Annotated in this window: 18 protein-coding genes; 17 read left to right on the top strand and 1 reads right to left on the bottom strand. The window is 69.8% G+C overall.

Annotated features, from left to right (window positions below; all coding sequences use genetic code 11):
• The first annotated feature begins 3 nt into the window (after positions 1-3).
• The 13 genes from CUT39_RS03560 (at position 4) to CUT39_RS03620 (ending at position 14,053) form a co-directional block, all read left to right on the top strand.
• Positions 4-276 (top strand): acyl carrier protein, encoded by a 273-nt coding sequence (locus CUT39_RS03560; protein ID WP_100444592.1) that lies wholly within the window; start codon positions 4-6, stop codon positions 274-276.
• A 4-nt stretch (positions 277-280) separates the two neighbouring features.
• On the top strand, positions 281-1,129 hold the full coding sequence (locus tag CUT39_RS03565; RefSeq protein ID WP_100444593.1) for a beta-ketoacyl-[acyl-carrier-protein] synthase family protein: 849 nt from the start codon (positions 281-283) through the stop codon (positions 1,127-1,129).
• On the top strand, positions 1,126-1,740 hold the full coding sequence (locus CUT39_RS03570; RefSeq protein ID WP_100444594.1) for a hypothetical protein: 615 nt from the start codon (positions 1,126-1,128) through the stop codon (positions 1,738-1,740). Before CUT39_RS03565 ends, CUT39_RS03570 begins: the two co-directional genes overlap by 4 nt.
• A complete protein-coding gene (locus CUT39_RS03575; protein ID WP_100444595.1) occupies positions 1,737-2,909 on the top strand; it encodes an acyl-CoA dehydrogenase family protein in 1,173 nt (390 codons plus the stop codon). The genes CUT39_RS03570 and CUT39_RS03575 overlap by 4 nt, the downstream gene beginning before the upstream one ends.
• Positions 2,906-3,568 carry a 4'-phosphopantetheinyl transferase family protein gene (locus tag CUT39_RS03580; RefSeq protein ID WP_157930458.1) on the top strand — a complete coding sequence of 221 codons (663 nt, stop codon included), beginning with the start codon at positions 2,906-2,908 and terminating at the stop codon, positions 3,566-3,568. The genes CUT39_RS03575 and CUT39_RS03580 overlap by 4 nt, the downstream gene beginning before the upstream one ends.
• 12 nt (positions 3,569-3,580) lie before the next feature.
• Positions 3,581-4,750, top strand: a complete 1,170-nt coding sequence (locus CUT39_RS03585) for a cytochrome P450 (RefSeq protein ID WP_100444597.1) — start codon at positions 3,581-3,583, stop codon at positions 4,748-4,750.
• Positions 4,751-4,761: 11 nt separating this feature from the next.
• On the top strand, positions 4,762-6,114 hold the full coding sequence (locus tag CUT39_RS03590; RefSeq protein ID WP_100444598.1) for a condensation domain-containing protein: 1,353 nt from the start codon (positions 4,762-4,764) through the stop codon (positions 6,112-6,114).
• A 38-nt stretch (positions 6,115-6,152) separates the two neighbouring features.
• A complete protein-coding gene (locus tag CUT39_RS03595; protein WP_100444599.1) occupies positions 6,153-7,973 on the top strand; it encodes an ABC transporter ATP-binding protein in 1,821 nt (606 codons plus the stop codon).
• A gap of 71 nt (positions 7,974-8,044) precedes the next feature.
• On the top strand, positions 8,045-9,838 hold the full coding sequence (locus CUT39_RS03600) for an ABC transporter ATP-binding protein (RefSeq protein WP_100444600.1): 1,794 nt from the start codon (positions 8,045-8,047) through the stop codon (positions 9,836-9,838).
• An 80-nt stretch (positions 9,839-9,918) separates the two neighbouring features.
• Positions 9,919-11,121, top strand: coding sequence for a sulfotransferase family protein (locus CUT39_RS03605; protein ID WP_100444601.1), 1,203 nt, complete (start codon positions 9,919-9,921; stop codon positions 11,119-11,121).
• A gap of 40 nt (positions 11,122-11,161) precedes the next feature.
• Complete coding sequence (locus CUT39_RS03610) at positions 11,162-12,133, top strand: 3-oxoacyl-[acyl-carrier-protein] synthase III C-terminal domain-containing protein (RefSeq protein WP_157930459.1); 972 nt, start codon at positions 11,162-11,164, stop codon at positions 12,131-12,133.
• Positions 12,134-12,158: 25 nt separating this feature from the next.
• A complete protein-coding gene (locus CUT39_RS03615) occupies positions 12,159-12,431 on the top strand; it encodes an acyl carrier protein (RefSeq protein ID WP_198586848.1) in 273 nt (90 codons plus the stop codon).
• A gap of 62 nt (positions 12,432-12,493) precedes the next feature.
• Positions 12,494-14,053, top strand: coding sequence for an AMP-binding protein (locus CUT39_RS03620; protein ID WP_100444603.1), 1,560 nt, complete (start codon positions 12,494-12,496; stop codon positions 14,051-14,053).
• Here the strand turns inward: CUT39_RS03620 and CUT39_RS19960 are convergent.
• On the bottom strand, positions 14,050-14,493 hold the full coding sequence (locus CUT39_RS19960; protein ID WP_157930460.1) for a PH domain-containing protein: 444 nt from the start codon (positions 14,491-14,493) through the stop codon (positions 14,050-14,052). The two genes, CUT39_RS03620 and CUT39_RS19960, sit on opposite strands and share 4 nt — an antisense overlap.
• A gap of 112 nt (positions 14,494-14,605) precedes the next feature.
• On the opposite strand from CUT39_RS19960, the gene CUT39_RS03630 reads away from it, so the two are divergent.
• From CUT39_RS03630 to CUT39_RS03645, 4 genes are all read left to right on the top strand, one after another.
• Positions 14,606-15,205, top strand: a complete 600-nt coding sequence (locus CUT39_RS03630; protein WP_100444605.1) for a hypothetical protein — start codon at positions 14,606-14,608, stop codon at positions 15,203-15,205.
• Positions 15,206-15,501: 296 nt separating this feature from the next.
• Complete coding sequence (locus CUT39_RS03635; protein WP_157930461.1) at positions 15,502-17,472, top strand: ABC transporter substrate-binding protein; 1,971 nt, start codon at positions 15,502-15,504, stop codon at positions 17,470-17,472.
• A 15-nt stretch (positions 17,473-17,487) separates the two neighbouring features.
• Complete coding sequence (locus CUT39_RS03640; RefSeq protein WP_100444607.1) at positions 17,488-18,483, top strand: ABC transporter permease; 996 nt, start codon at positions 17,488-17,490, stop codon at positions 18,481-18,483.
• A 7-nt stretch (positions 18,484-18,490) separates the two neighbouring features.
• The gene (locus CUT39_RS03645) at positions 18,491-19,663 is read left to right on the top strand and encodes an ABC transporter permease (protein WP_100444608.1); all 1,173 of its coding nucleotides are present in this window, start codon (positions 18,491-18,493) and stop codon (positions 19,661-19,663) included.
• Positions 19,664-19,665: the final 2 nt, after the last annotated feature.

Genomic DNA, 19,665 nt, shown 5'->3' on the forward strand with positions numbered 1-19,665 from the left:
CAGATGACCGATACCAACCAACTCAACCGAGAGACCGTGTCGAAGGCGACCGTCGCCGCGCTCGAGGAGACGCTGGGCCGCGAACTGCCCGAGATCGAGGAGGGGACGAGCCTGTTCGACGAGCTCGGCCTCGACTCGACCAGCGTGCTCGGAGTGCTGATCTCCCTTGAAGACTCGCTCGACATCGAGATCGACGCCGACTCGATCACCGACGAACACCTGGCGACGCTCGGGGGCCTGATCGACTGCGTCCTCGCCACCGCACAGAACGGATAACCCCGTGCGTACCATCGTCTCACCCCGCCCGCTCGAGGCCGATACCCCGATCTACCTGGAGCGGATCGAATCACTGCCGGTCGACCTCATCGAGATCAGCGAGGAGGCCCGCAGGTTCCACCAGGAGAGCCTGCTGCGCGGCGCCTACCGCAACCACGTCACCGCCGAGGAGGTGCGCTGGCCCGAAGGCCCCCGCGGCGTCTCGTACTTCCAGATGGCCGGACTGTCCCTCCAGGTTCTGGCACCGGACCGGGACTTCGATCTGGTCGTGTTCGTGACGGCGACGCCGGACTGCCAGCTCACCCACTTCGCGGGTCCGCGCTTCGACGAGGAACTGCCCGACGGCGCCGGAATCATGGGCATCGGCGACCACGGCGTGGCCGGACCGTTCACCGCCCTCCGCCTGGTCGTCAACCACCTGCGCAACGGCCTGGCCGAACGGGCGCTCGTCCTGGCCATGGAGCAGGGGATGCTGCCGATCCTCCCCGGCCAACTGCGCGTACCCAACGACAGCGCCGTCGCGATGGTGGTCTCGCTGCGCGGCGGGATGCGGATCGACCGCCTGGCGGTCGAACGCAACCGCCGGCCCGAACCCGCGCCCGACCAGCCCTCCGACGCGCTGCTGGTGCAGGGCGCCGGGGGCGACTTCCTCGAGGCGCAGCGGTTCTCCGACATCCGGAAACCGGAGACCACCTACGCCTGCACCGGTGTCTGGGAGCGGCTCGCCGCGGCGCTCGGCGATACCGCATGGCCCCGGATCGTGCTCGCCGACGCCGACCCGCACCTGCCGTACCGGTGCCTGGCCGAGTTCACCGCCGACCCCGAGTCGACCGCAGAGGAGCGGACCCCGTGACCCGAACCGCCATTCCCATCGACCACTTTCGAACGAGCCGGCTCACCGCCATCGAGAGCGGGCTGGAGTCCGCGCTCGAACGGCTCGCCCTCGAGTTCCCTCCGGCGAGCACGGTCGGCCACCGCTCGCGAGCGATGCTGCCCGAGTCCCTGCTCAAGCGCGTCACCGACGCCGACCCGACCGGCGCTTACCCGACCGACACCGGAGAGCTCCTCCTGGCCGAGGCCGCGCTCGGCGACGCCGACCCGTCCTGGCGCCTCGGGGTGGCCTGGATCCGGATCGGGGCGGTCGAGCGGCTCAACCGGCGAGCGACCGACCGGCTGACCCGGCGCCGGGTCGGCAAGAGCGCCACCATCACCCTGCCGCTGGTCCGGGCGACCGTCGGCGACATCGCGGCCTGGCTGGGGGAGGCCCTCGCCCTACTGGAGGCGGCGGCCGACGACGGGGAACCGCCGGCGGCACTCGTGGAGCGGGACATCGATCGGGCGCTGCGTGCGACCTGGAAGCTGTTCGGCGCCTCCGGCTACATCGTCGACGCCCCGTCGAACCTGGCCCAGGCCCTCTCGATCCTGGGCGAGGTGTACTCGATCGAGACCGGAGGCGAGCTATGACGGCCGAACACCGCCCCGAACGGATCCGAGCGCTGATCGGCGAATACGCGGCCGAGTTCCGGAAGACCGCACTGCCCATGCACGACGGCGAGGTCGCCGTCGAGGACGTGGTGCGATCGCTCGACCTCGAGCTGCTGCGCTTCAGCCTTCCGCAGGAGTTCAACGACACGCCGCTGATGATCGGGTCGGATCCGCTCTACGTGAGGCGGATCAGCGAATCGGTGATCGTCCAGGAGGAACTGTCGTGGGGCGACGCCGGCCTCATGCTCGCCATGCCCTGGGCGTCGCTGGCGGCGTTCGTCATCGACCAGATGGCGGGACCCGAGATCCGCGAATCGCACTACAGCCGGCTTGCGAACAACGCCGAATGGACGTACTTCGCGGTCACAGAGCCCGAACACGGATCGGACCCGGTCTCGATGGAGACGACGCTGTCCCGCGATGACGAAGGCTGGGTGATCAACGGCACCAAGCGCTATGTCGGACAAGGGCACCGGGGCACCACCGGGCTCGTCTTCTGCCGCCGGGAGGGCACCTCGGGTCCGATGGGCCTGGAGGTGGTGCTGGTCGGTTCCGAAACGGCCGGATTCACCTCGGCGCCGCTCCAGACGATCGGACTGCGCGGGGCCGGGCTCTCGGAACTGAACTACGACTCGGTCCGCGTGCCCGACGACCACGTGCTCGGGCAGCAGGGCAAGTCCACCAGGCGCGGCCTGTTCGGCGCTTCCCACACCTTCGACATGCTCCGTCCCGGCGTGGGAGCGATGGCATTGGGTGTGGCCAGGGCGGCGTACGACTACGTCCGCGCCGAGCGCCGAGCGCTGCGCGCCGAAGAGGAAGCGAGCATGGAATCGATCCGGCAGCGGATCCTGGGAACCCGGTCGCTCATCGCCGCCGCCGCCCGCGCCGTGGACGCCGGAAAGCCGAGCGGGCCGCTCTCCTCGGCGGCCAAACTGGAGGCCGTACGGCTCGCCGAGGACGCGACCGTGGAGGCCCTCCGGCTGCTCGGACCCTGCGCACGCCTTGAGCACCCGCTGCTGGACAAGTTCCGGCGCGACGCTCAGGGCTTCGAATACATGGAGGGCATGACCGACATCCAGCGCCAGAACGCGGCCCAGGGGTACCTCACCAACCGGTTCTGGACCGCGCCCACCGGATTGCACCCGTGAGCGTGGTCGAAGTGTGGAGCATCGACCTCGGCGCCGGCGCACCCCCGCCGAGGGTCGCGGAAGCGGCCCTCGGCCCCGCCGAACGCCGCCGGTCCAGGCGACTGGTCGGCAGGCGCCGCCACGAGTTCCTGACCTCCCACGCGGCCGTCCGGACGATCCTCGCCGAACGTCTGGGGTGCGAGCGGTCCGAACTCCGGTGGTCGGTCGGTCCGTCGGGCAAGCCCGGTCCGATCGGCGGCGGCACCCACTGGAACCTCAGTCATGCGTCCGACCGCGCGCTCCTGGCGGTATCGGACGCCGCGCCGGTGGGCGTGGACGTGGTCCGGATCGGAGAAGTGTCCTATCCGGACCGCGTGGCCGAGCGATTCCTCACCCCGCGCGAATGCCGCACCGTTCGGGCCGGCGGCGTCGACCGGACCGGTTCGGTATGCGCGCAATTGCTGTCCCGCAAGGAAGCCTGCATCAAGGCGCTCGGCATCCGGCTGTTCGCCGGCCTGGCCATCGACGTCGACGCCGTCGACGCCGCCATCGAGCATCCCGGCGGCAGGTTGCGAGTGCGCGACCTCGACGTCCCGGCCGGCTGGGCCGCCGCGGTGGCCCTGGGCCGGGACGCGCCGTTCAAAACCGTCGAACACGCCTGGCATTGGCCCGGTTCGTGAAGGGTGAATTGATTGACCACAGCCATCCCATCCGACCTCGATGAACCGATCGAACTGCGCGACGACGGCGTCTACGCCGTCTCCTCCTACGAGCTCACCGCCGCGCTCCTGCGCGATCAGCGGCTCCGCCCGGCGACGACCGGTGTGATCGACCGGTTGAACCCGGAATGGCGCCGCCGCCGGTCGCTGCGGATGCTCGCCGACATGATCCTGCTGGACGTGCCGCCCCGCCACGGCGCGGTCCGCGCCGCGATCCACGAGCGGTTCTCCGTCTCGGCCGTGACCGGCATGAGGGACCGGATCGACACCCTCGCCGAGGGGCTCATCGACGCGGCCGACGAAGGCGGGCGTCCGATCGACTTCGCGGCACGGATCGCGAGGGCCCTGCCGCTGGCGGTCATCGGCGAGATCATCGGCATCGACCAGGCGGATCGTCCCCGAATCGCCCGCCGCACCAAGACGATCATGGACACCATGTGGTACGCGGTCGACGAATTCATCCGGGCCGACGCCGCCGCGATCCAGCTCGACCGCTACTTCCACGACAAGATACGCCGGTCCCGCGCCGGCGAGTCCGAGACAGACCTCATCACGGCCCTGGCCGACACGGTCGGCCTCAGCGACGACGAGATCGTCGCCAACCTGGTCTTCCTGGTCATGGCCGCGACCTTCACCACCGGCGACTTCCTCGGCTCGGCCCTGGTCCGGTCGTGCCGCGAGCCCGAACTGCGGCGACGGCTCCGGGACCGGTCGGAGGTGGAGGACGCGATCGAGGAGGCCCTGCGGCTCGACCCGCCCGTGGCACGGGTCGTGCGGAACACCGCGGTCGACGTCGACGCCGCCGGCACCACGATCCCCGCAGGCTCCCTGATCGAATTCGACCTGCGCGCGGCCAACCGCGACCCCCGGCAGTTCGACGAACCCGACCGGTACCGGGCCGACCGCCGGGCCGGCCGCGCGCTGAGCTTCGGATACGGCGCCCACTACTGCGCCGGCTGGGCACTCGGAAAAGCCGAGGCGGTCTCGGTGCTCCCCGCATTCTGGCGCCGCTTCCCCGACTCGCGGCTCGCCGCCGAACCCGAACCCGAACCCCACCCCTTCCTCAACGGATTCGGCCGAATCCTCGTCGACACCGGGCGAGGCGAAACTCCGAACCGTCCCCCGAACCCGCCGAGCTCGTGAGGAGCCTTCCAATGACCAGAACCGACGAGACGGACCCGCCACAGCGAACGGCGCCGCGGCCGCCCGACTCCGAAACGCCCCCGGAACCGGTGGCCACCGGCCCGGTGTGCTGGGGGCAGCAGTGGGGATGGACCGAGCAGCAGCGCCCGGTGACGCTGCGATCACCCGCCCTGCTGTTCGACGACACCCTCGTCTTCCCGGGCCTGGTCCTGAGCCCCGAAGACCTCCGCGCGGCGGTCCGCACCCTGGTGGCACGCCACGAATCCCTCCGCACCACCTACTCCGTCGACGACGGGCGACCGGTCCAGAACCTCTGGCCGCCCGATGCGGACATGTTCGAACTCATCGACGTCGGCGAGCACGTCGACGACGAAGGGCCCCCCGAACTCGAGATCGACATCCGGCGGAAGTGGCCGCTCCGCATCGTCATGGGCAACCCAGACCCGAACACCACCGGCCTGTTCATCATCGCGCACCACATCGCGACCGACCGCTTCGGATTCGCCGCCCTCCTGCGGGACCTGCGGGAGATCATCACCGCCGGTGCGCGAGGCGAGGAGCCCCGGCTGCCTCCCCCCGGCCGCCAGCCGCTGGAACTGGCCGCCTTCGAAACCTCCGACGAGGGCCGCAGGACCAACGAGCGGGCCCTGAAACACTGGTTGAGCCACCGGGACGACCTCGAGGCGGTTCTCACTTCGCTGCGGGCCGGATTCGACACCCCGGACCCGGACATGCACGTCCTCCGAGCGACCTCGAAGACGGCGTCCGAGAGGTTCGGCCGCCTCGCCGCCGCGAAGCAGGCGAGCAAAGCCGCCGTGGCGCTGGCGGCGGTGGCCAAGGCCCTCGCAGCGTTCATCGGGCACCGAACCGTGCCGATGTACATGCTGGTGAACAACCGGCACCTGCCCGGACTCAAGAACAGCGTCGCCTCGGTGGTCCAGGCCGGTCTGGTCGCGGTCGACGCCGCGCCCGACCGCGATCCCGAGCAGGCGGTACCGGCCGCGATGCGGAGCATCGTCCAGGCCATGCGGCGCGCCCACTACAACGGCGAGGACCTGGCCGACCACACCGCCTCCTTCGAGGGCTTCGCGGTCGATTCGCCGGTGTCGCTGCCGAGCATCGACTTCAACTACGACGCACCGCCACCGCGGAAGCCGCCGCTGGAGGAGTCCCGCGACGGCGACCTGACCCTGCAGCGCTGGCTGGTGGAGCGGCCCTGCCGCGGACTGAACTTCCACGTCTACTCCACCGACGAGGAACTGACCTTCGAGCTGCGCGCCGGGACCCACCTCATCAGCGGCGCCGAGGGCACGGCGCTGCTGGCGTCCCTGATGGACCGGTCCCTGTGGGCCGGACCGCGCTGAGGGGAGTCGAAATGTCGGAACACCGCCAACGGAGAACGATGCCACCACCCAGGTTCCCGGCCGCCCGCGGCCTGCTCGAACTGACCAGGCTGCTGCCCCGCATCAGCCTGCCGCGGACCATCCTGTTCATCGGCACGATCCTCGCCTCGGCCGCGCTGCCCCTGGCCGCGACCATCGCCATCGGCCTGCTGATCGGCGCCGTGCCCGATGCCGCCGACGCGGGACCGGGATCGGCCGAAGCGCGCCACGCCTACCTGCTGCTCGCCTGGGGCACGCTCGCGCTGCTGCTCCAGAGGATGGTCGACCATCTGCACCGCGCCTGCGCCCGCAACCTCGGACGCGACCTCGAACTGCTGCTCCAGGGCCGGCTGATCAAGGCGGTATCCCGCCCCAAGGGCATCGCGCACCTCGAAGACGAGGGCGTCCTCGCCCTGCTCCGCATCACCCGCCAGCTCGGGATGGACTTCATCCGACCCGAACGGGCGGTGGAGGGCCTGGCCGCCATCGCCCCCCAGTTCCTGACCGCGGCCGGCGCCTCGGTCGTGCTGACGTTCTTCAACCCCTGGATCGGCCTGGCCTGGTTCGTCACCTGGCCCCTGGTCTTCATGGCCATGCAGGGCGAGTACACGCGGATGAGCCGGACCGCCTATCTGCGCTCCTCGGAGATGCGCGAGACCGAGTACCTGCGCGATCTGGTCATCAGCTCGGGCCCGGCGAAGGAGCTCCGCGTATGGGGGCTCCTCCCGTGGCTGCTGGACCGGTACGACGACACCTGGCGCCGCCGCCTCGAACAGGCGCGGGCCACCGAGCGGGTCCGCAAGCCCGCCGCCGTCGGCGTGGTCCTGGCCCTCCTGGCCCTGACCGCGGCGACGTCGGTCTCGCTGGTCGGCGCCGGGCTGTCCGGTGCCGTCGGATTCGGCGCGCTCGGGGTGTACCTGTTCGCGCTCCGGGCGATGCTCGAATTCTCCGCGTTCGACGACGAGGCCGCCTTCATCTCCTTCGGGGCCATGCCCATCCCCAGGATCACCCAACTCGACCGGCGACTCGAGGCATCCGTGCCGGACACGACCGCCGGGCTGCCGGCCGCTGCCCCGGAGCACGCCATCCGCTTCGAAGGCGTCGAATTCTCCTACCCCGGAGCCGGTCAGCGGGTGTTCGAGGGGTTGGACCTGGAGATAGCGGCCGGCACGTCGCTGGCCATCGTCGGCCAGAACGGGGCCGGCAAGACCAGCCTGGCCAAACTGCTGGCCGGCCTGTACAGCCCCGACGCCGGATCGATCCTGGTGGACGGGACCAGGCTCGCCGACGTCGACCCCGATCTGTGGCGCACCCGGCTGTCGGCACTGTTCCAGGACTTCACCCGATACCGGTTGACCGTCCGCGACAACATCACCCTCGGCGCCCCCCACCTCTCCGACCGCACCGACCTCATCTGGAAGGCCTGCGAACCCCTGGGCATCGCCGACCTCATCCGGTCCCTCCCCGAGGGGCTCGACACCGTCCTGTCCGGAGGGTTCGAGGGCGGCACCGACCTCTCGGGCGGCCAATGGCAGCGCATCGCCCTGGCACGTGCGCTGTTCTCGGTCCAAGCCGGCGCGAAGGTCCTCATCCTCGACGAGCCCGCCGCGGCACTGGACGTCCGCGCCGAGGCCGAGCTCTACGAGCAGTTCCTCGACATCACCGCGGGCGTGACCACCATCGTCATCTCCCACCGGTTCTCGACCGTCCGCCGCGCCGACCGCATCGTCGTCCTCGAAGGCGGCCGGGTCGTCGAGGACGGGGGGCACGACGAGCTCATGGCGGTCGGCGGACGGTACGCGGAGGCGTTCGGCATCCAGGCGGCCCGGCTGGCCCGATAGTCGACCGGACGCCCCGGCGGGCGCGAACCGACGCCACGAACGGACCTCCCACCACAAAGAAAGGCAAGGCCATGTTGAAGAACCTCGCGGCCGGCTGGCGCGGCTACTGGGACTCGCTGGCCATCGGCTTCCGGGCCCACCGGAAGGCCGCCATCGGCCAGATCGCACTGGCGTGCTTCCAGGCGCTGCTGATGCCGTGCGCGCTCTATGCGATGAAGCTCCTGATCGACTCGGTGCAGTCCGGCGACGAGACCCGGGCCTACGTCGCCGCCGCGGTGCTGACCGGCACGGTGGCCGCCATCTGGACGGGAATGTTCGCCTTCATCAAGCTGGTGTTCCTGGTCCTGTTCCACGCCAACCGCACCGCCGATCGGGCGCTCATGGACCTCATGGGCCGCCCGCCCGGACTCGACCACCACGAGCGCGCCGAGTACCTCGATGAGGTGCAGCGCATCAGGGAAGAGCGCTGGCTGCTGGGCAGCGCCGTCAACTGGACCTCGCAGTGGCTGCGGTCGTTCATGATCCTCGTCGTCGGCGGCACGATGCTCGCACAGGTCCATCCGCTGATGCTGCTGTTCCCGGCCCTGGCGCTGGTGGCCATGGCGGTGGCGAGGCGCGCCAGCATCATCGAGATCAACGCCATGGAGGCGACCAGTGAGCGCGAGCGCCGCCGCCGCCACCTGTTCGAGGTCGCCACGGCTCCGGAATCGGGCAAGGAACTGCGCATATTCGGATCCGCCGACGAGGTGGCGCGCCGCCACCTCGAGACCGGACGCGAAGTGGTCGCCGAGCGCAACCGCGCCCAGTGGCGGGCGGCGTTCGCCGCGGGCACCGAAGGGCCGCTCATGGCGGTGGCGATGGCGCTGGGGATCGGATTCGTCCTGTTCCTGGCCGTCCGCGGGCAGGCCACCGCCGGCGACGTGGTCCTCCTGGTCGGTCTGGTCAGCATGGTCGCCGGCCAGGCGGGCGGGCTGGCGGTCCGCACCGTCCTGCTGGTGCGCACCGGTCGGCTCGGCAGGCGGATCGCCTGGCTGAAGCGATACGCCGAATCCGCCCGGGACCCCCTCGATCCGGCCCCCGTCCCCGAGCGCCTGACCGACGGCATCCGGTTCGACCGGGTCGACTTCTCCTATCCGGAGTCCGAGCGCCCCGCGCTCCGGCAGGTCTCACTCCACCTGCCCGCCGGCAAGGTCGTCGCCCTCGTGGGCGAGAACGGTTCGGGCAAGACGACGCTGGTGAAGCTCCTCTCGGGCTTCTACCCCCCGACCGAGGGCCGCATCCTGGTCGACGGCATCGACCTGGACCGGATCGCCGCGGCGGACTGGCGCCCGCGCATCGGCGCGACGTTCCAGGACTACACCCGGTTCGAGTTCGACGCCCGAGAGTCGGTCGGCGTCGGCGACCTCGGGGCCGGGTTCGAGGAGGACCGCGTCCGGGGCGCGATGGACCGCGCCGGGTCGTCCGACCTGATCGACGACCTGCCCGACGGCCTCGACACCCGCCTGGGCGGCCGCTGGGAGGACGGGGCGGACCTCTCGGGCGGACAGTGGCAGAAGATCGCGGTCGGGCGGGGCCGGATGCGTGAGGACCCGCTGCTGGTCGTCTTCGACGAACCCACCGCCGCCCTCGACCCCCAGACCGAGCACCTCCTGTTCGAGCGGTTCGCCCGCACGGTCAGGGACGGCCGCGATCGGGGCACCGCGACCGTACTGGTCTCCCACCGGTTCTCCACCGTCTCGATGGCCGACCTGATCGTGGTCATGGAGGACGGGAGGGTCGCCGAGAGCGGCAGCCACGCCGAACTCATGGACCGGGGCGGCACCTATGCCGAGCTCTACGAGCTTCAGTCCTCCGCCTACCGGTAGCGAACACCGATCAGAACGGGAGCCGTCCAGTGACACCGCCGATCCACCGACCCCGCACGGGCGAACGCGGGGGAGCCGCCGTGCGCACCCCGGCCGCGTCGATCACGAAGGTCGCGCTCCGGGCGTTCGCGTCCCCGAACCGACGATCGCAGACCGCCCGCACGGCGTGGTTTGAAGCGGTCGGGATGCTCGACCGCGCCGGCGGGGGAGGACTGACCGAAGGGGACGGGAACTTCACCGAGGCCCTCGCCGTCCACCTCGAATACCTCGCGGAAGTACCGGGCCTGACCGCCGCCGGGTGGCTCAACGGTTTCCGGGACGCGCTGGCGCGCCTCGAGAACCGGATCGGCGTCAATCGGATCGTCGCCGAATGCCCCGAGATCGAGCGGGAACGCATCGAATCACCCGTCTTCATCGTGGGGCTCCCGCGCACCGCCACCACCCTGACGCACCGGGTGCTCTCCGCTTCCGAGGCGCACCGCGGACCGCTGCTGTGGGAGTACCGCCGCACCGGCCTGGAACCGACCGAGCCGGAGCGCCGCGCCGCCGTCGACGAGGTCGCCGCGCAGCTCGAGCCGACGCTCGACCGCGCCGCCGGCATCGACCGGATGCACCGGATACGCGCGGACCTGCCCGACGAATGCGACTGGCTGCTCCCCGGCACCTACACCGCTCTGTGCTTCGCGCCGGCGCAGCGGTACCGCGAGTGGATCGACTCCCGCGACGCGGCCGAGGACTACCGGTACCTCAAGCGCGCCCTGCAGGTCCTGCAGCATGGCCGACCGCCCCGGCGCTGGATACTCAAATCCCCCTGGCACGCCATGCGGCTCGGCGTCATCGCCGAAACGTTCCCCGACGCGATGTTCGTGTGGACCCACCGCGACCCCGGCGAGGCGGTGGCGTCCTTCTGCAACCTGGCCGAATCCCTGTCCCGCGCGTACGCCGAGCCGGTCCGCCCCGAGCGGTCGGGACCGTTCTGGCTGGACATGTTGACGAACGTGATCGCGGCCGGCCGCTCGCAGCGAGCCCGGCTTCCGGCCGGGAGGTTCGCCGACGTCCCGTACCGGCGCCTGATGAGCGAGCCCGAGGCCACCTTCCGGCGCCTGTACGGCGCGATCGGATCGCAGTGGACCGATGCCGACGCAGCCGTTCTCGGCGAGCACCGCCGGACCCGGCCGCCCCCGCGCCGCCGTCGGCACGGACTCGACCGGTACGGCCTCGCCGACGCGGACGTCCGACGGGCGTTCGGCGACTACGCGGCGACCGTCGGAGCGCTCGAATGAACATCGCCCGCCCCGCCATCCCGCCGAAGGAGACAGTGACATGATCTCGATCGCCGAAGTCGCCGACCACATTCCCGCGCAGACCGAGACCGTCGAATCAATGGGCCGACGCTTCGGCGTCGGCGCCGGGGAGATGCGGATGCTCACGCGGGTCTTCGGACTCCGCGAGGTCCGGGTCGCGCCGGGGCGGAGCTACACCGATCGGCTCCTGGACGCTGCGCGGGGTCTGGAGGCGCTGCACGGCAACGAGTCACGTGTGAAGTACCTGCTGCTGCCCCGCAGCTTCCGCGACATCGCCCAGGTCGACACCGACTTCATCGACGTTCTGGTCGAGGAACTGCGACTGGAGAACGCGGTGGGGTTCTCGGTCACCGACCACGCCTGCGCCTCGGGACTGCTCGCCCTGTGGCTCGGCGGATGCCTGCTGCGCGACGAGGAGCCCGGTGCGCTGGCCCTGCTCCTCTCCGGCGAGATCCCCCCGCTCGAGCGCTTCTACCTGCCCGGAGCCGGTTTCATGGGCGACAGCACCGCGGCCTGCCTCATCAGCTCGGGAGGCGACCGCGACCGGCTGTGCTCGTACGCGTTCCGGATGAACTCCAGCCTCGACCAGATCCGGGAGATCACCGTCGCGCACTTCCCGGAGTACGAGGAGGTCGTCATGTCGTACTCCGACGTCGAGTTCGAGCCGCTGGCGAGGATCTATGTCGACGAGCTCTCGGCGGTGATCCACGAGGCCGCCGAGGAAGCGGGGCTGAGCCTGCACGACCTGGCGCTGATCCTGCCGCACAACGTCAACCGCGTGCCTTGGGTCAAGATCTGCCGCACCTACGGCTTTCCCCTGGAGCGGGTGATGACCGACCTGATGCCCGTGACGGGCCACTGCTACAGCGCCGACGGATTCCTGAACTACGCCGAGGCGCTTCGCCGGCAGCGGATCAAGGCCGGCGACCACTACATGATCGTCGCCGTCGGAACCACCGGCAGTTTCGCCGCCATGGTGTTCCAGCGATGAAGTACCGCACGAATTAGGAGTGACTGTGATCGAGACGAACGAGATCGACCCCTCGACGATCAAGCAGGTGATCGTGACGGCAATGGAGGAGACGCTCCGGAGAGACCTCTCCGAGATCGACGACGACACGCGACTGTTCGACGAACTGTCCATCGGATCGACCGGCGTGCTCATGGTCCTCGTCTCGCTGGAGAAGTCGCTGGGCATCAGCGTCGATCCGGAGACGATCACGGAAGACCACCTGGCCACCCTCGGCGGCCTGGTCGAATGCGTCCTCGCGACCGCCCGCGAATCCTAGACCGACCGCCGCCCGAGGCCGGCAATGCACAGGACCACCCCACGGCTGGAACGGAGCATCCCATGAACTCGATACCGAGCGCCGACGCCGATCGGCCCCGCAACCTGTACGAACTGTTCGAACGGAGCCTCCGGGTCCATCCCGACCGGATCGCCGTCGAGCACGGCTCCCGGACCCTGACCTACCGGGAGCTCGGCGGCATGGCCGGGGCGGTTGCCGCACGGATCGTGCGGCACGGCGTCGACCGGAAGGAGAGCGTCGTCCTCTATACGGTCCGCGACGTGCGGACCTACGCCGCTTACCTCGGGATCCTCCGAGCGGGCTGCGCCGTGGTCCCGCTCGACCCGGAGACCTCGACCGACCGCGCCGCCACGGTCCTCGCCGCGGCGGGCGTCAAGCTCGCCTTCAGCGCGGACCCGACGGCGGCGATGCAGGGCCACGACGCGCCGTGCATGCCGATCGACGACTCCGCCGCCGAGGCGCCCGCCCCGATCCGATCCGCGAATCCTGACGACCGCGCCTACATCCTCTTCACCTCCGGATCGACCGGCGTGCCGAAAGGCGTGCCGATCAGCCACCGGAACGCGCTCGCCTACGTCGAGCGCGCCATTGCCGTCCACGACGTCACCGAGGAGAGCCGGCTCTCGCACGCCTTCGAGCTGACATTCGACCCCTCGGTCTTCGACCTGTTCTGCGCCTGGGGATGCGGCGCGACGATGGTGGTGCCCGGCCCCATGGACATGGTGATGCCCGTCAAGTACGTCAACAAGCGCGAGATCTCCCACTGGTTCTCGGTGCCCTCGGTCGTCTCCACGGCGCAGCAGATAGGCGGCCTCCCGCCCGGCTCCATGCCGAACCTGCGGCGGAGCCAGTTCATCGGGGAGCAGCTCACCTACGGTCAAGCGGAAGCCTGGAGTACGGCGGCCCCGGGCAGCGCCATCGTCAACACCTACGGACCGACCGAGCTCACCGTCGCGTGCGCCGAGTTCGAACTGCCGGCCGACCGGGAATCCTGGCCCCGAACCTCCAACGGCACCACTCCCATCGGGAGCATCTACCCGCACCTCGAATCCGTCCTCATCGATGAGACCGGCGCCGCCGCCGACGAAGGCGAGCTCTGCGTCCGAGGGGTCCAGCGATTCGACGGCTACCTCGACCCGGCCGAGAACGACGGGCGCTTCCTCGAATTCGACGGGCGTTCCGCCCGGCCCGCGACCACCCTCGCCCCCCGCGCCGACCACTGGTACCGGACCGGGGACCGGGTGCGGAGCGAATCGGGCCTGCTGGTCCACCTCGGCAGGCTCGACCGGCAGGTCAAGGTGCGGGGCTACCGGATCGAACTCGGCGAGATCGAGGCGGCCCTCCGCGGGCATCCGGGCGTCACCGAAGCGGTGGTCGAGGTGATCGAACTCGACCGCACCGACGGCCTGTGCGCGGTCCTCACCGGGGACCGGAGCCCGGAGGCCGACCTCCAGGGCACGCTCGCCCGGACGATCCCCTCCTACATGTTCCCCGACGCCTACCTCTGGGTCGACGAACTGCCGCTCAACCCCAACGGCAAGACCGACCACGAACGGGTGCGGCAACTGGCGCGGAGGGGAGTGGACCGGTCGGCCTCCTAAGGCGCGGAAGCCGGACGACCTGCCCCGTCGCGAAGCTCCTGACCCCCGAACTCCAGGAGCTTCGGAAGGTTCTCGGCGCGCAACGGTTTCAGGGGCACCTGACTCCGGTCGTCCAGGATGGCCGCCACGCCGTCGGCACCGGTGGTGAAGCCTTCGATGTGCTCCCACTCGATCGAGCGCTTCGACAGCAGTCCCCGGACGGTGATGCCCCGGCGCGTCACGTCCAGGCCCGAGCGCCACGCCCACAGCGACACCGCGACCGGTGCGACCAGAAGCACGAGGCCGAGCGCCACCGAAAGCCACCCCCACAGGGGCCGCTCTGCGATGAGTGCCAGCGCCAACGGCCCGGCGGTCAGCCAGGAGACGAAGGCGGCCACGGTGACCGCCGCCGAACGGCGAATGCGCAGACGCGGCGACGCAGCGGGCTCAGCGGGACTCATGCCCCGATCCTGACACACCCCGCCCGGGGGACCGACTCCAGTGTGGTCCGGTTTCTGTCGGAATGCCGCTTGCGGCAGGCCGCGCACGTGGCACGATCGGCTCAGAAGCCGCATGTCGAGTCCGGCGCTGGTGGGGGTGGCCGTGAAGATCACATTTCGGCCGACATCGCGCCAGGTGCTCGGCCGCGCGCTCTTCATCGCCGCGCTCGCCTGCGCCGTGGCGCTGCTGCCCGCCGTGGCCTACATGTCCGCCACCGGCCGCTGGCACCCGGCGGTGCTGAGCGGGATCGGCCTGGCCGTGGTCGCGCTGGCGGTCCTGGTGGCCCTCCGGGGCGCTCGCCGCGTCGGGGTGGTGCTCGACCGGAGCGGCGTCCACCCCATCGCGGGCCGGCCCGACCGCTACGCCCGCTGGACCCGCATCACCGACATCCGCGCCGAGCGGCGCGGCGGCCGTACCGTCCCCGTGGTCTACCTGCACGACCCCGCGCAACCGCCTTGGCGGCTGCGCGCCCCCTACTCCGGTCGTGCGCTGGCGGCCGACGACGAGTTGGACATGAAGATCTTCGTCATGCGGAGTCTCTGGGAGAGCTACAAGGGCGGCGAGGCGCCCCGCGGCGATCCGCGCAGCCTGTTACGCGGGGACCTCGAAAGTTTCGAACATGAATGTGAACCTGGGCCCGGAATGCGATTGCCGATCGTGACCCGATCGTGATACTTGCGGGAGCCGACCTGCCTTGACGCCGTTTTTGTGTTGCCGTAGTCTCACCGCTATTGCCGAAAGTTTTCGGATTACTTCCGGAAGTTTTGTAAACGCTTTCGGCAGGCGGTGGGGCCGAGTCGGGCCCCATCACCTTGGCGACGCTCTGCGAGCCGAGCAAGTGCACAGCCCCTTGGCCGCTCCACGGCCGTGACCGATCACGGAAGGAGTGCTCACCGATGAGCTCTCACAACCCCCAGTCCACTCTTTTCACTAAGCAATCTCGGTCGGCCCCGTGGCCGGACCCCACGATGTCCAGGCGCGGCCTCGTCGTCGCCGGCGGCACCGCACTGACCGCGTCGGCGGCCGGCTGCGGCTGGTTCTCGACCGACGCCGATTCCGAGGGCGGTGGCGGCGGCGACAAGGGTCCCGAGGCCCCGATGCTCGCCGAGCGCGTCGAGGCCGGCGACCTCCCGCCGGTCGACGAGCGCCTCCCGAACGAACCCCTCGTCGTCAACGTCACCGAATCGATGGGCGTCTACGGCGGCACGTGGAACACCGTCATCACCGGGGCCTCCGACGGCCCGTGGCTGTGGCGCACCGCCAACGACGGCCATCTGCTCGAGCGCTCCCGCGACTGGGAGGAGATCCGGCCCAACATCGCCTCCTCCTTCGAGCAGAACGACGACGCCTCCGAGTTCACCATCACCCTCCGCGAGGGCGTGAAATGGTCCGACGGTGAGCCGCTGACCACCGCCGACGTCGACTTCGCCTTCAACGACGTGGCGCTCAACGAGGAACTGACCACGGCCGTCCCGACCGAGCTCAGCAGCCCCGACGGCACCCCGATCGAGCTCGAGATCGTCGACGACTACACCTTCATCGTCCGCTTCAACACCCCCAAGCCGCTGTTCAGAGAGGACATGGCCAAGGGTGTCTCCGGGCAGCGCTTCACCATGTACCCGCGCCACTACCTCGAGCAGTTCCACATCGACTACAACGAGAACGCCGAGGACGAGGCGATCGACGAGGGCTTCGACGGCTGGGTCGCCCGCTTCACCAACCTGGGGCACCTGTGGAACTTCATGTGGGAGAACCCGGACCTGCCGACCCTGCTGCCGTGGAAGTGCGTCAGGCCGGTCTCGGACTCCGACCACGCGCTCTTCGAGCGCAACCCGTACTACTGGAAGGTGGACGAGGAAGGCAGCCAGCTTCCCTACATGGACGAGGTCCGCTACGACATCACCACCGACGTGGAGACCATGTTCGCCCACGCCATCAACGGTGACTACGAGTTCCACTCCAGGCACTTCAACGACAACGCGCACCGCGCCGACGCGGTCGACAACGAGGCCAGCGGCGGCTACACGGTCATCGAGCTCGAGTCCAGCTACTCCAGCGACATGAACATCGCGTTCAACATGAACCACCGCGACGAGGGGCTGCGGGAGGTCTTCCAGGACAAGCAGTTCCGAATCGCCATGTCGCACGCGATCGACCGGCAGGAACTGATCGACGTGCTGTGGAACCGCGTCGGCGAGCCCACGCAGGCGGCGCCTCGGCCCGAGTCCAAGTACTACGACGAGGAGTTCGCCACCCAGTACCTCGAGTTCGACACCGACTTGGCGAACGAGATCCTCGACGACGCCGGGTACGAGCTGTCCGGCGACACCCGCACGGCCCCGAACGGCACGCCCCTGGAGTTCGCCGTCATCGTCGCCGACGACGCCCTCCTGGGAAGCGTCTGGATCGACGCGCTGGACATGATCAAGGGCATGTGGGAGGAAGTCGGCGTCACCATCCACATCAACAGCCAGCCCCGCGAGAACTGGCAGAACGCGGTCAACGAGTTCGAGTACGACGCGACGGTCTGGACCGGCGACGGCGGCAACATCGACGAGGCCACCTCGTGCTACTGGTACATGCCCGCCGGTCCCGGCGGCGGGGCCTTCTTCGCCCGCCAGTGGTCGGAGCTCTACACGAACGGCGACACCCAGGAGGAGCTGGTCGCCGAGCCCCCGGCCCACGTCGAGGAGCAGTGGGACCTGTACGACCAGTACCAGACCGAACCCGACAGGGCGACCCGCGAAGAGCTCTTCAAGCAGATCATCGAGATCGCCAAGGAGCAGTTCTACGCGATCGGCACCGTCCGCGGCCAGGGCGGATGGGCGCTCGTCTCCGACCGGCTCCGCAACGTCGGCGGGGCCATGCCGCAGAACCCCACCTACGGGACGCCCGGGCCGGCAGCGCCCGAGCAGTGGTACATCACCGAGGACGAATAGGCCGAGGAAGCGACAGTGTTTCAATACCTGGGTCGCCGTGCGATCTACATGGCAGCGACACTGCTGGCGATCTCGCTGGTGGTGTTCGTGATCATCAGCTTGCCGCCCGGCGACTTCGTGACCGCTCTCGAAGCGAGGTACGCCGTGCAGGGCCAGCGGCTCACGCCCGAGGACGTGGCGGAGCTGCGGTCCCGGTACGGCTTGGACGGCAACCTGCTCCAGCAGTATCTGCACTGGATCACGCAGATCGTGTTGCACGGCGACCTGGGCATGTCCTTCGAACACCAGAAGCCGGTCAGCGAGGTCATCTCCTCGCGGCTGGGCGCCACGCTCGGCGTCTCGATCGCCACCCTGCTGGTCACCTGGGCGATAGCCTTCCCCATCGGCGCCTACTCGGCGGTCAAGCAGCACTCGATCGGCGACTACGCCGCCACCACCATCGGGTTCCTCGGCCTGGCCACTCCGAACTTCCTGATCGCGCTGATCTTCATCTACTTCAGCGTGAACTGGTTCGGATCGGTCCCGTCCGGCCTGTGCTCGCCCGAATGGTGCGACGCGTCCTGGAACCTCGGGAAGGTGCTGGACCTGCTGGGCCACCTGTGGATCCCGATGATCGTCATCGGCACCGCCGGGGTCGCCGGGCTGGTGCGCATCATCCGCAACAACCTGCTGGACGAGCTGCGCCGGCCCTACGTGACCGCCGCGCGCGCCCGCGGCGTCCCCGAGGGGCGGCTGCTGCGCCGCTACCCGCTCCGGGTGGCGCTCAACCCGTTCGTCTCCACGATCGGGTGGGTGCTGCCGATCCTGCTGGTCGGCGACATCGTGGTCGGGCAGATCCTGGGGCTTCCGACGCTCGGGCCGATCCTGCTGGGCGCCCTCAAGGGGCAGGACATGTACCTGGCCGGCTCCATCATCATGGTCCTCAGCCTGGTCACGGTGATCGGCACCCTGATCTCCGACCTGCTCCTGGGCTGGCTCGATCCCCGCATCCGACTCGGATACCTGAGGTGAACCGCCGATGACCGATCATTCCGACGCCCCCCACGCGAATTCGGCGAGCCTCGATTCCACCGGCGCCGCCGATCCCGAAGCCGACGGCAAGCCCGCCACCGCCTCCCAGCGCCAACTGGTGTGGTGGTCGTTCAAGAAGCACCGCCTCGCCCTGGTCTCGGCCTGGCTGCTGATCGGCCTGCTGGTGGTGGTCGCCTTCACCGAGTTCCTCGCCCCCTACGACGTCCGCCACCGCGACTCCGAGTACACCACCGCCCCGCCGCAGGTGCTCAAGATCGTCGACACCGACGGCGGGGACGGCTGGCGGTGGGGGCTCCACGTCGACGGCTACACCTCGGAACAGGACGAACGGAGCCTTCGGATCACCTACGAGACCAACCCGGACGACCGGGTCGAGGTCGGCTTCTTCGTCAAAGGAGAGGAATACGAGCTCTTCGGCTTCATCCCGTGGGACCGGCACCTGATCGGCCCCAAGGACCCCGAGGACCCGATGTACCTGCTGGGCACCACCACCGACGGCAAGGACCTGCTCACCGACCTGGTCTACGCCACCCGCGTGTCCACCTCGGTCGGCATCATCGGCGTGGCCCTGGCCTTCCTGATGGGCATCGTGCTCGGCGCGATCTCCGGGTACTTCGGCGGCTGGATCGACAACGGCATCCAGCGCCTGATCGAACTGGTCATGGCCGTGCCGGCGATCCCGCTGTGGCTCGGACTCGCCGCCGCGCTGCCGACCGACATGGGGCCGGTGATGCGGTACTTCATCATCACCACGATCCTGGCGGTGGTGGCCTGGACGGGCCTCGCCAGAGAAGTGCGGGGCCGCTTCCTCGCGATGCGGTCCGAGGAGTTCGTCACCTCCGCCCGGCTGGACGGCTCCGGCCACGGCCGGGTGATGTTCAGGCACATGCTGCCCTCGTTCTCCTCCCACATCATCGCCGCGCTCAGCCTGTCGATCCCGACCATGATCCTGGCCGAGACCGCGCTGTCCTGGCTGGGCCTGGGCCTGCGGCCCCCGGCAGTGTCCTGGGGCGTCCAGCTCCAGGAGGCGAGCAAGTGGAGCGTGCTCTCCGGCGCGCCCTGGCTGCTCATACCGGGCCTCGCCGTGGTGATCGCGGTCCTGGCGTTCAACTTCGTCGGCGACGGCCTGCGCGACGCCGCCGACCCGTACAAGCATTAGGT

The organism is Glycomyces xiaoerkulensis (assembly GCF_002798405.1).
Classification (GTDB): Bacteria; Actinomycetota; Actinomycetes; order Mycobacteriales; family Micromonosporaceae; genus Glycomyces; species Glycomyces xiaoerkulensis.

What these genes read in the sequence shown, in the direction of transcription:
- CUT39_RS03630 (WP_100444605.1), top strand. Translation starts at nt 14,606, where the DNA reads ATGTCGAGTCCGGCGCTGGTGGGGGTGGCCGTGAAGATCACATTTCGG.
- CUT39_RS03575 (WP_100444595.1), top strand. Translation starts at nt 1,737, where the DNA reads ATGACGGCCGAACACCGCCCCGAACGGATCCGAGCGCTGATCGGCGAA.
- CUT39_RS19960 (WP_157930460.1), bottom strand. Translation starts at nt 14,493, where the DNA reads ATGAGTCCCGCTGAGCCCGCTGCGTCGCCGCGTCTGCGCATTCGCCGT.
- CUT39_RS03620 (WP_100444603.1), top strand. Translation starts at nt 12,494, where the DNA reads ATGAACTCGATACCGAGCGCCGACGCCGATCGGCCCCGCAACCTGTAC.
- CUT39_RS03610 (WP_157930459.1), top strand. Translation starts at nt 11,162, where the DNA reads ATGATCTCGATCGCCGAAGTCGCCGACCACATTCCCGCGCAGACCGAG.
- CUT39_RS03600 (WP_100444600.1), top strand. Translation starts at nt 8,045, where the DNA reads ATGTTGAAGAACCTCGCGGCCGGCTGGCGCGGCTACTGGGACTCGCTG.
- CUT39_RS03590 (WP_100444598.1), top strand. Translation starts at nt 4,762, where the DNA reads ATGACCAGAACCGACGAGACGGACCCGCCACAGCGAACGGCGCCGCGG.
- CUT39_RS03595 (WP_100444599.1), top strand. Translation starts at nt 6,153, where the DNA reads ATGCCACCACCCAGGTTCCCGGCCGCCCGCGGCCTGCTCGAACTGACC.
- CUT39_RS03560 (WP_100444592.1), top strand. Translation starts at nt 4, where the DNA reads ATGACCGATACCAACCAACTCAACCGAGAGACCGTGTCGAAGGCGACC.
- CUT39_RS03635 (WP_157930461.1), top strand. Translation starts at nt 15,502, where the DNA reads ATGTCCAGGCGCGGCCTCGTCGTCGCCGGCGGCACCGCACTGACCGCG.
- CUT39_RS03645 (WP_100444608.1), top strand. Translation starts at nt 18,491, where the DNA reads ATGACCGATCATTCCGACGCCCCCCACGCGAATTCGGCGAGCCTCGAT.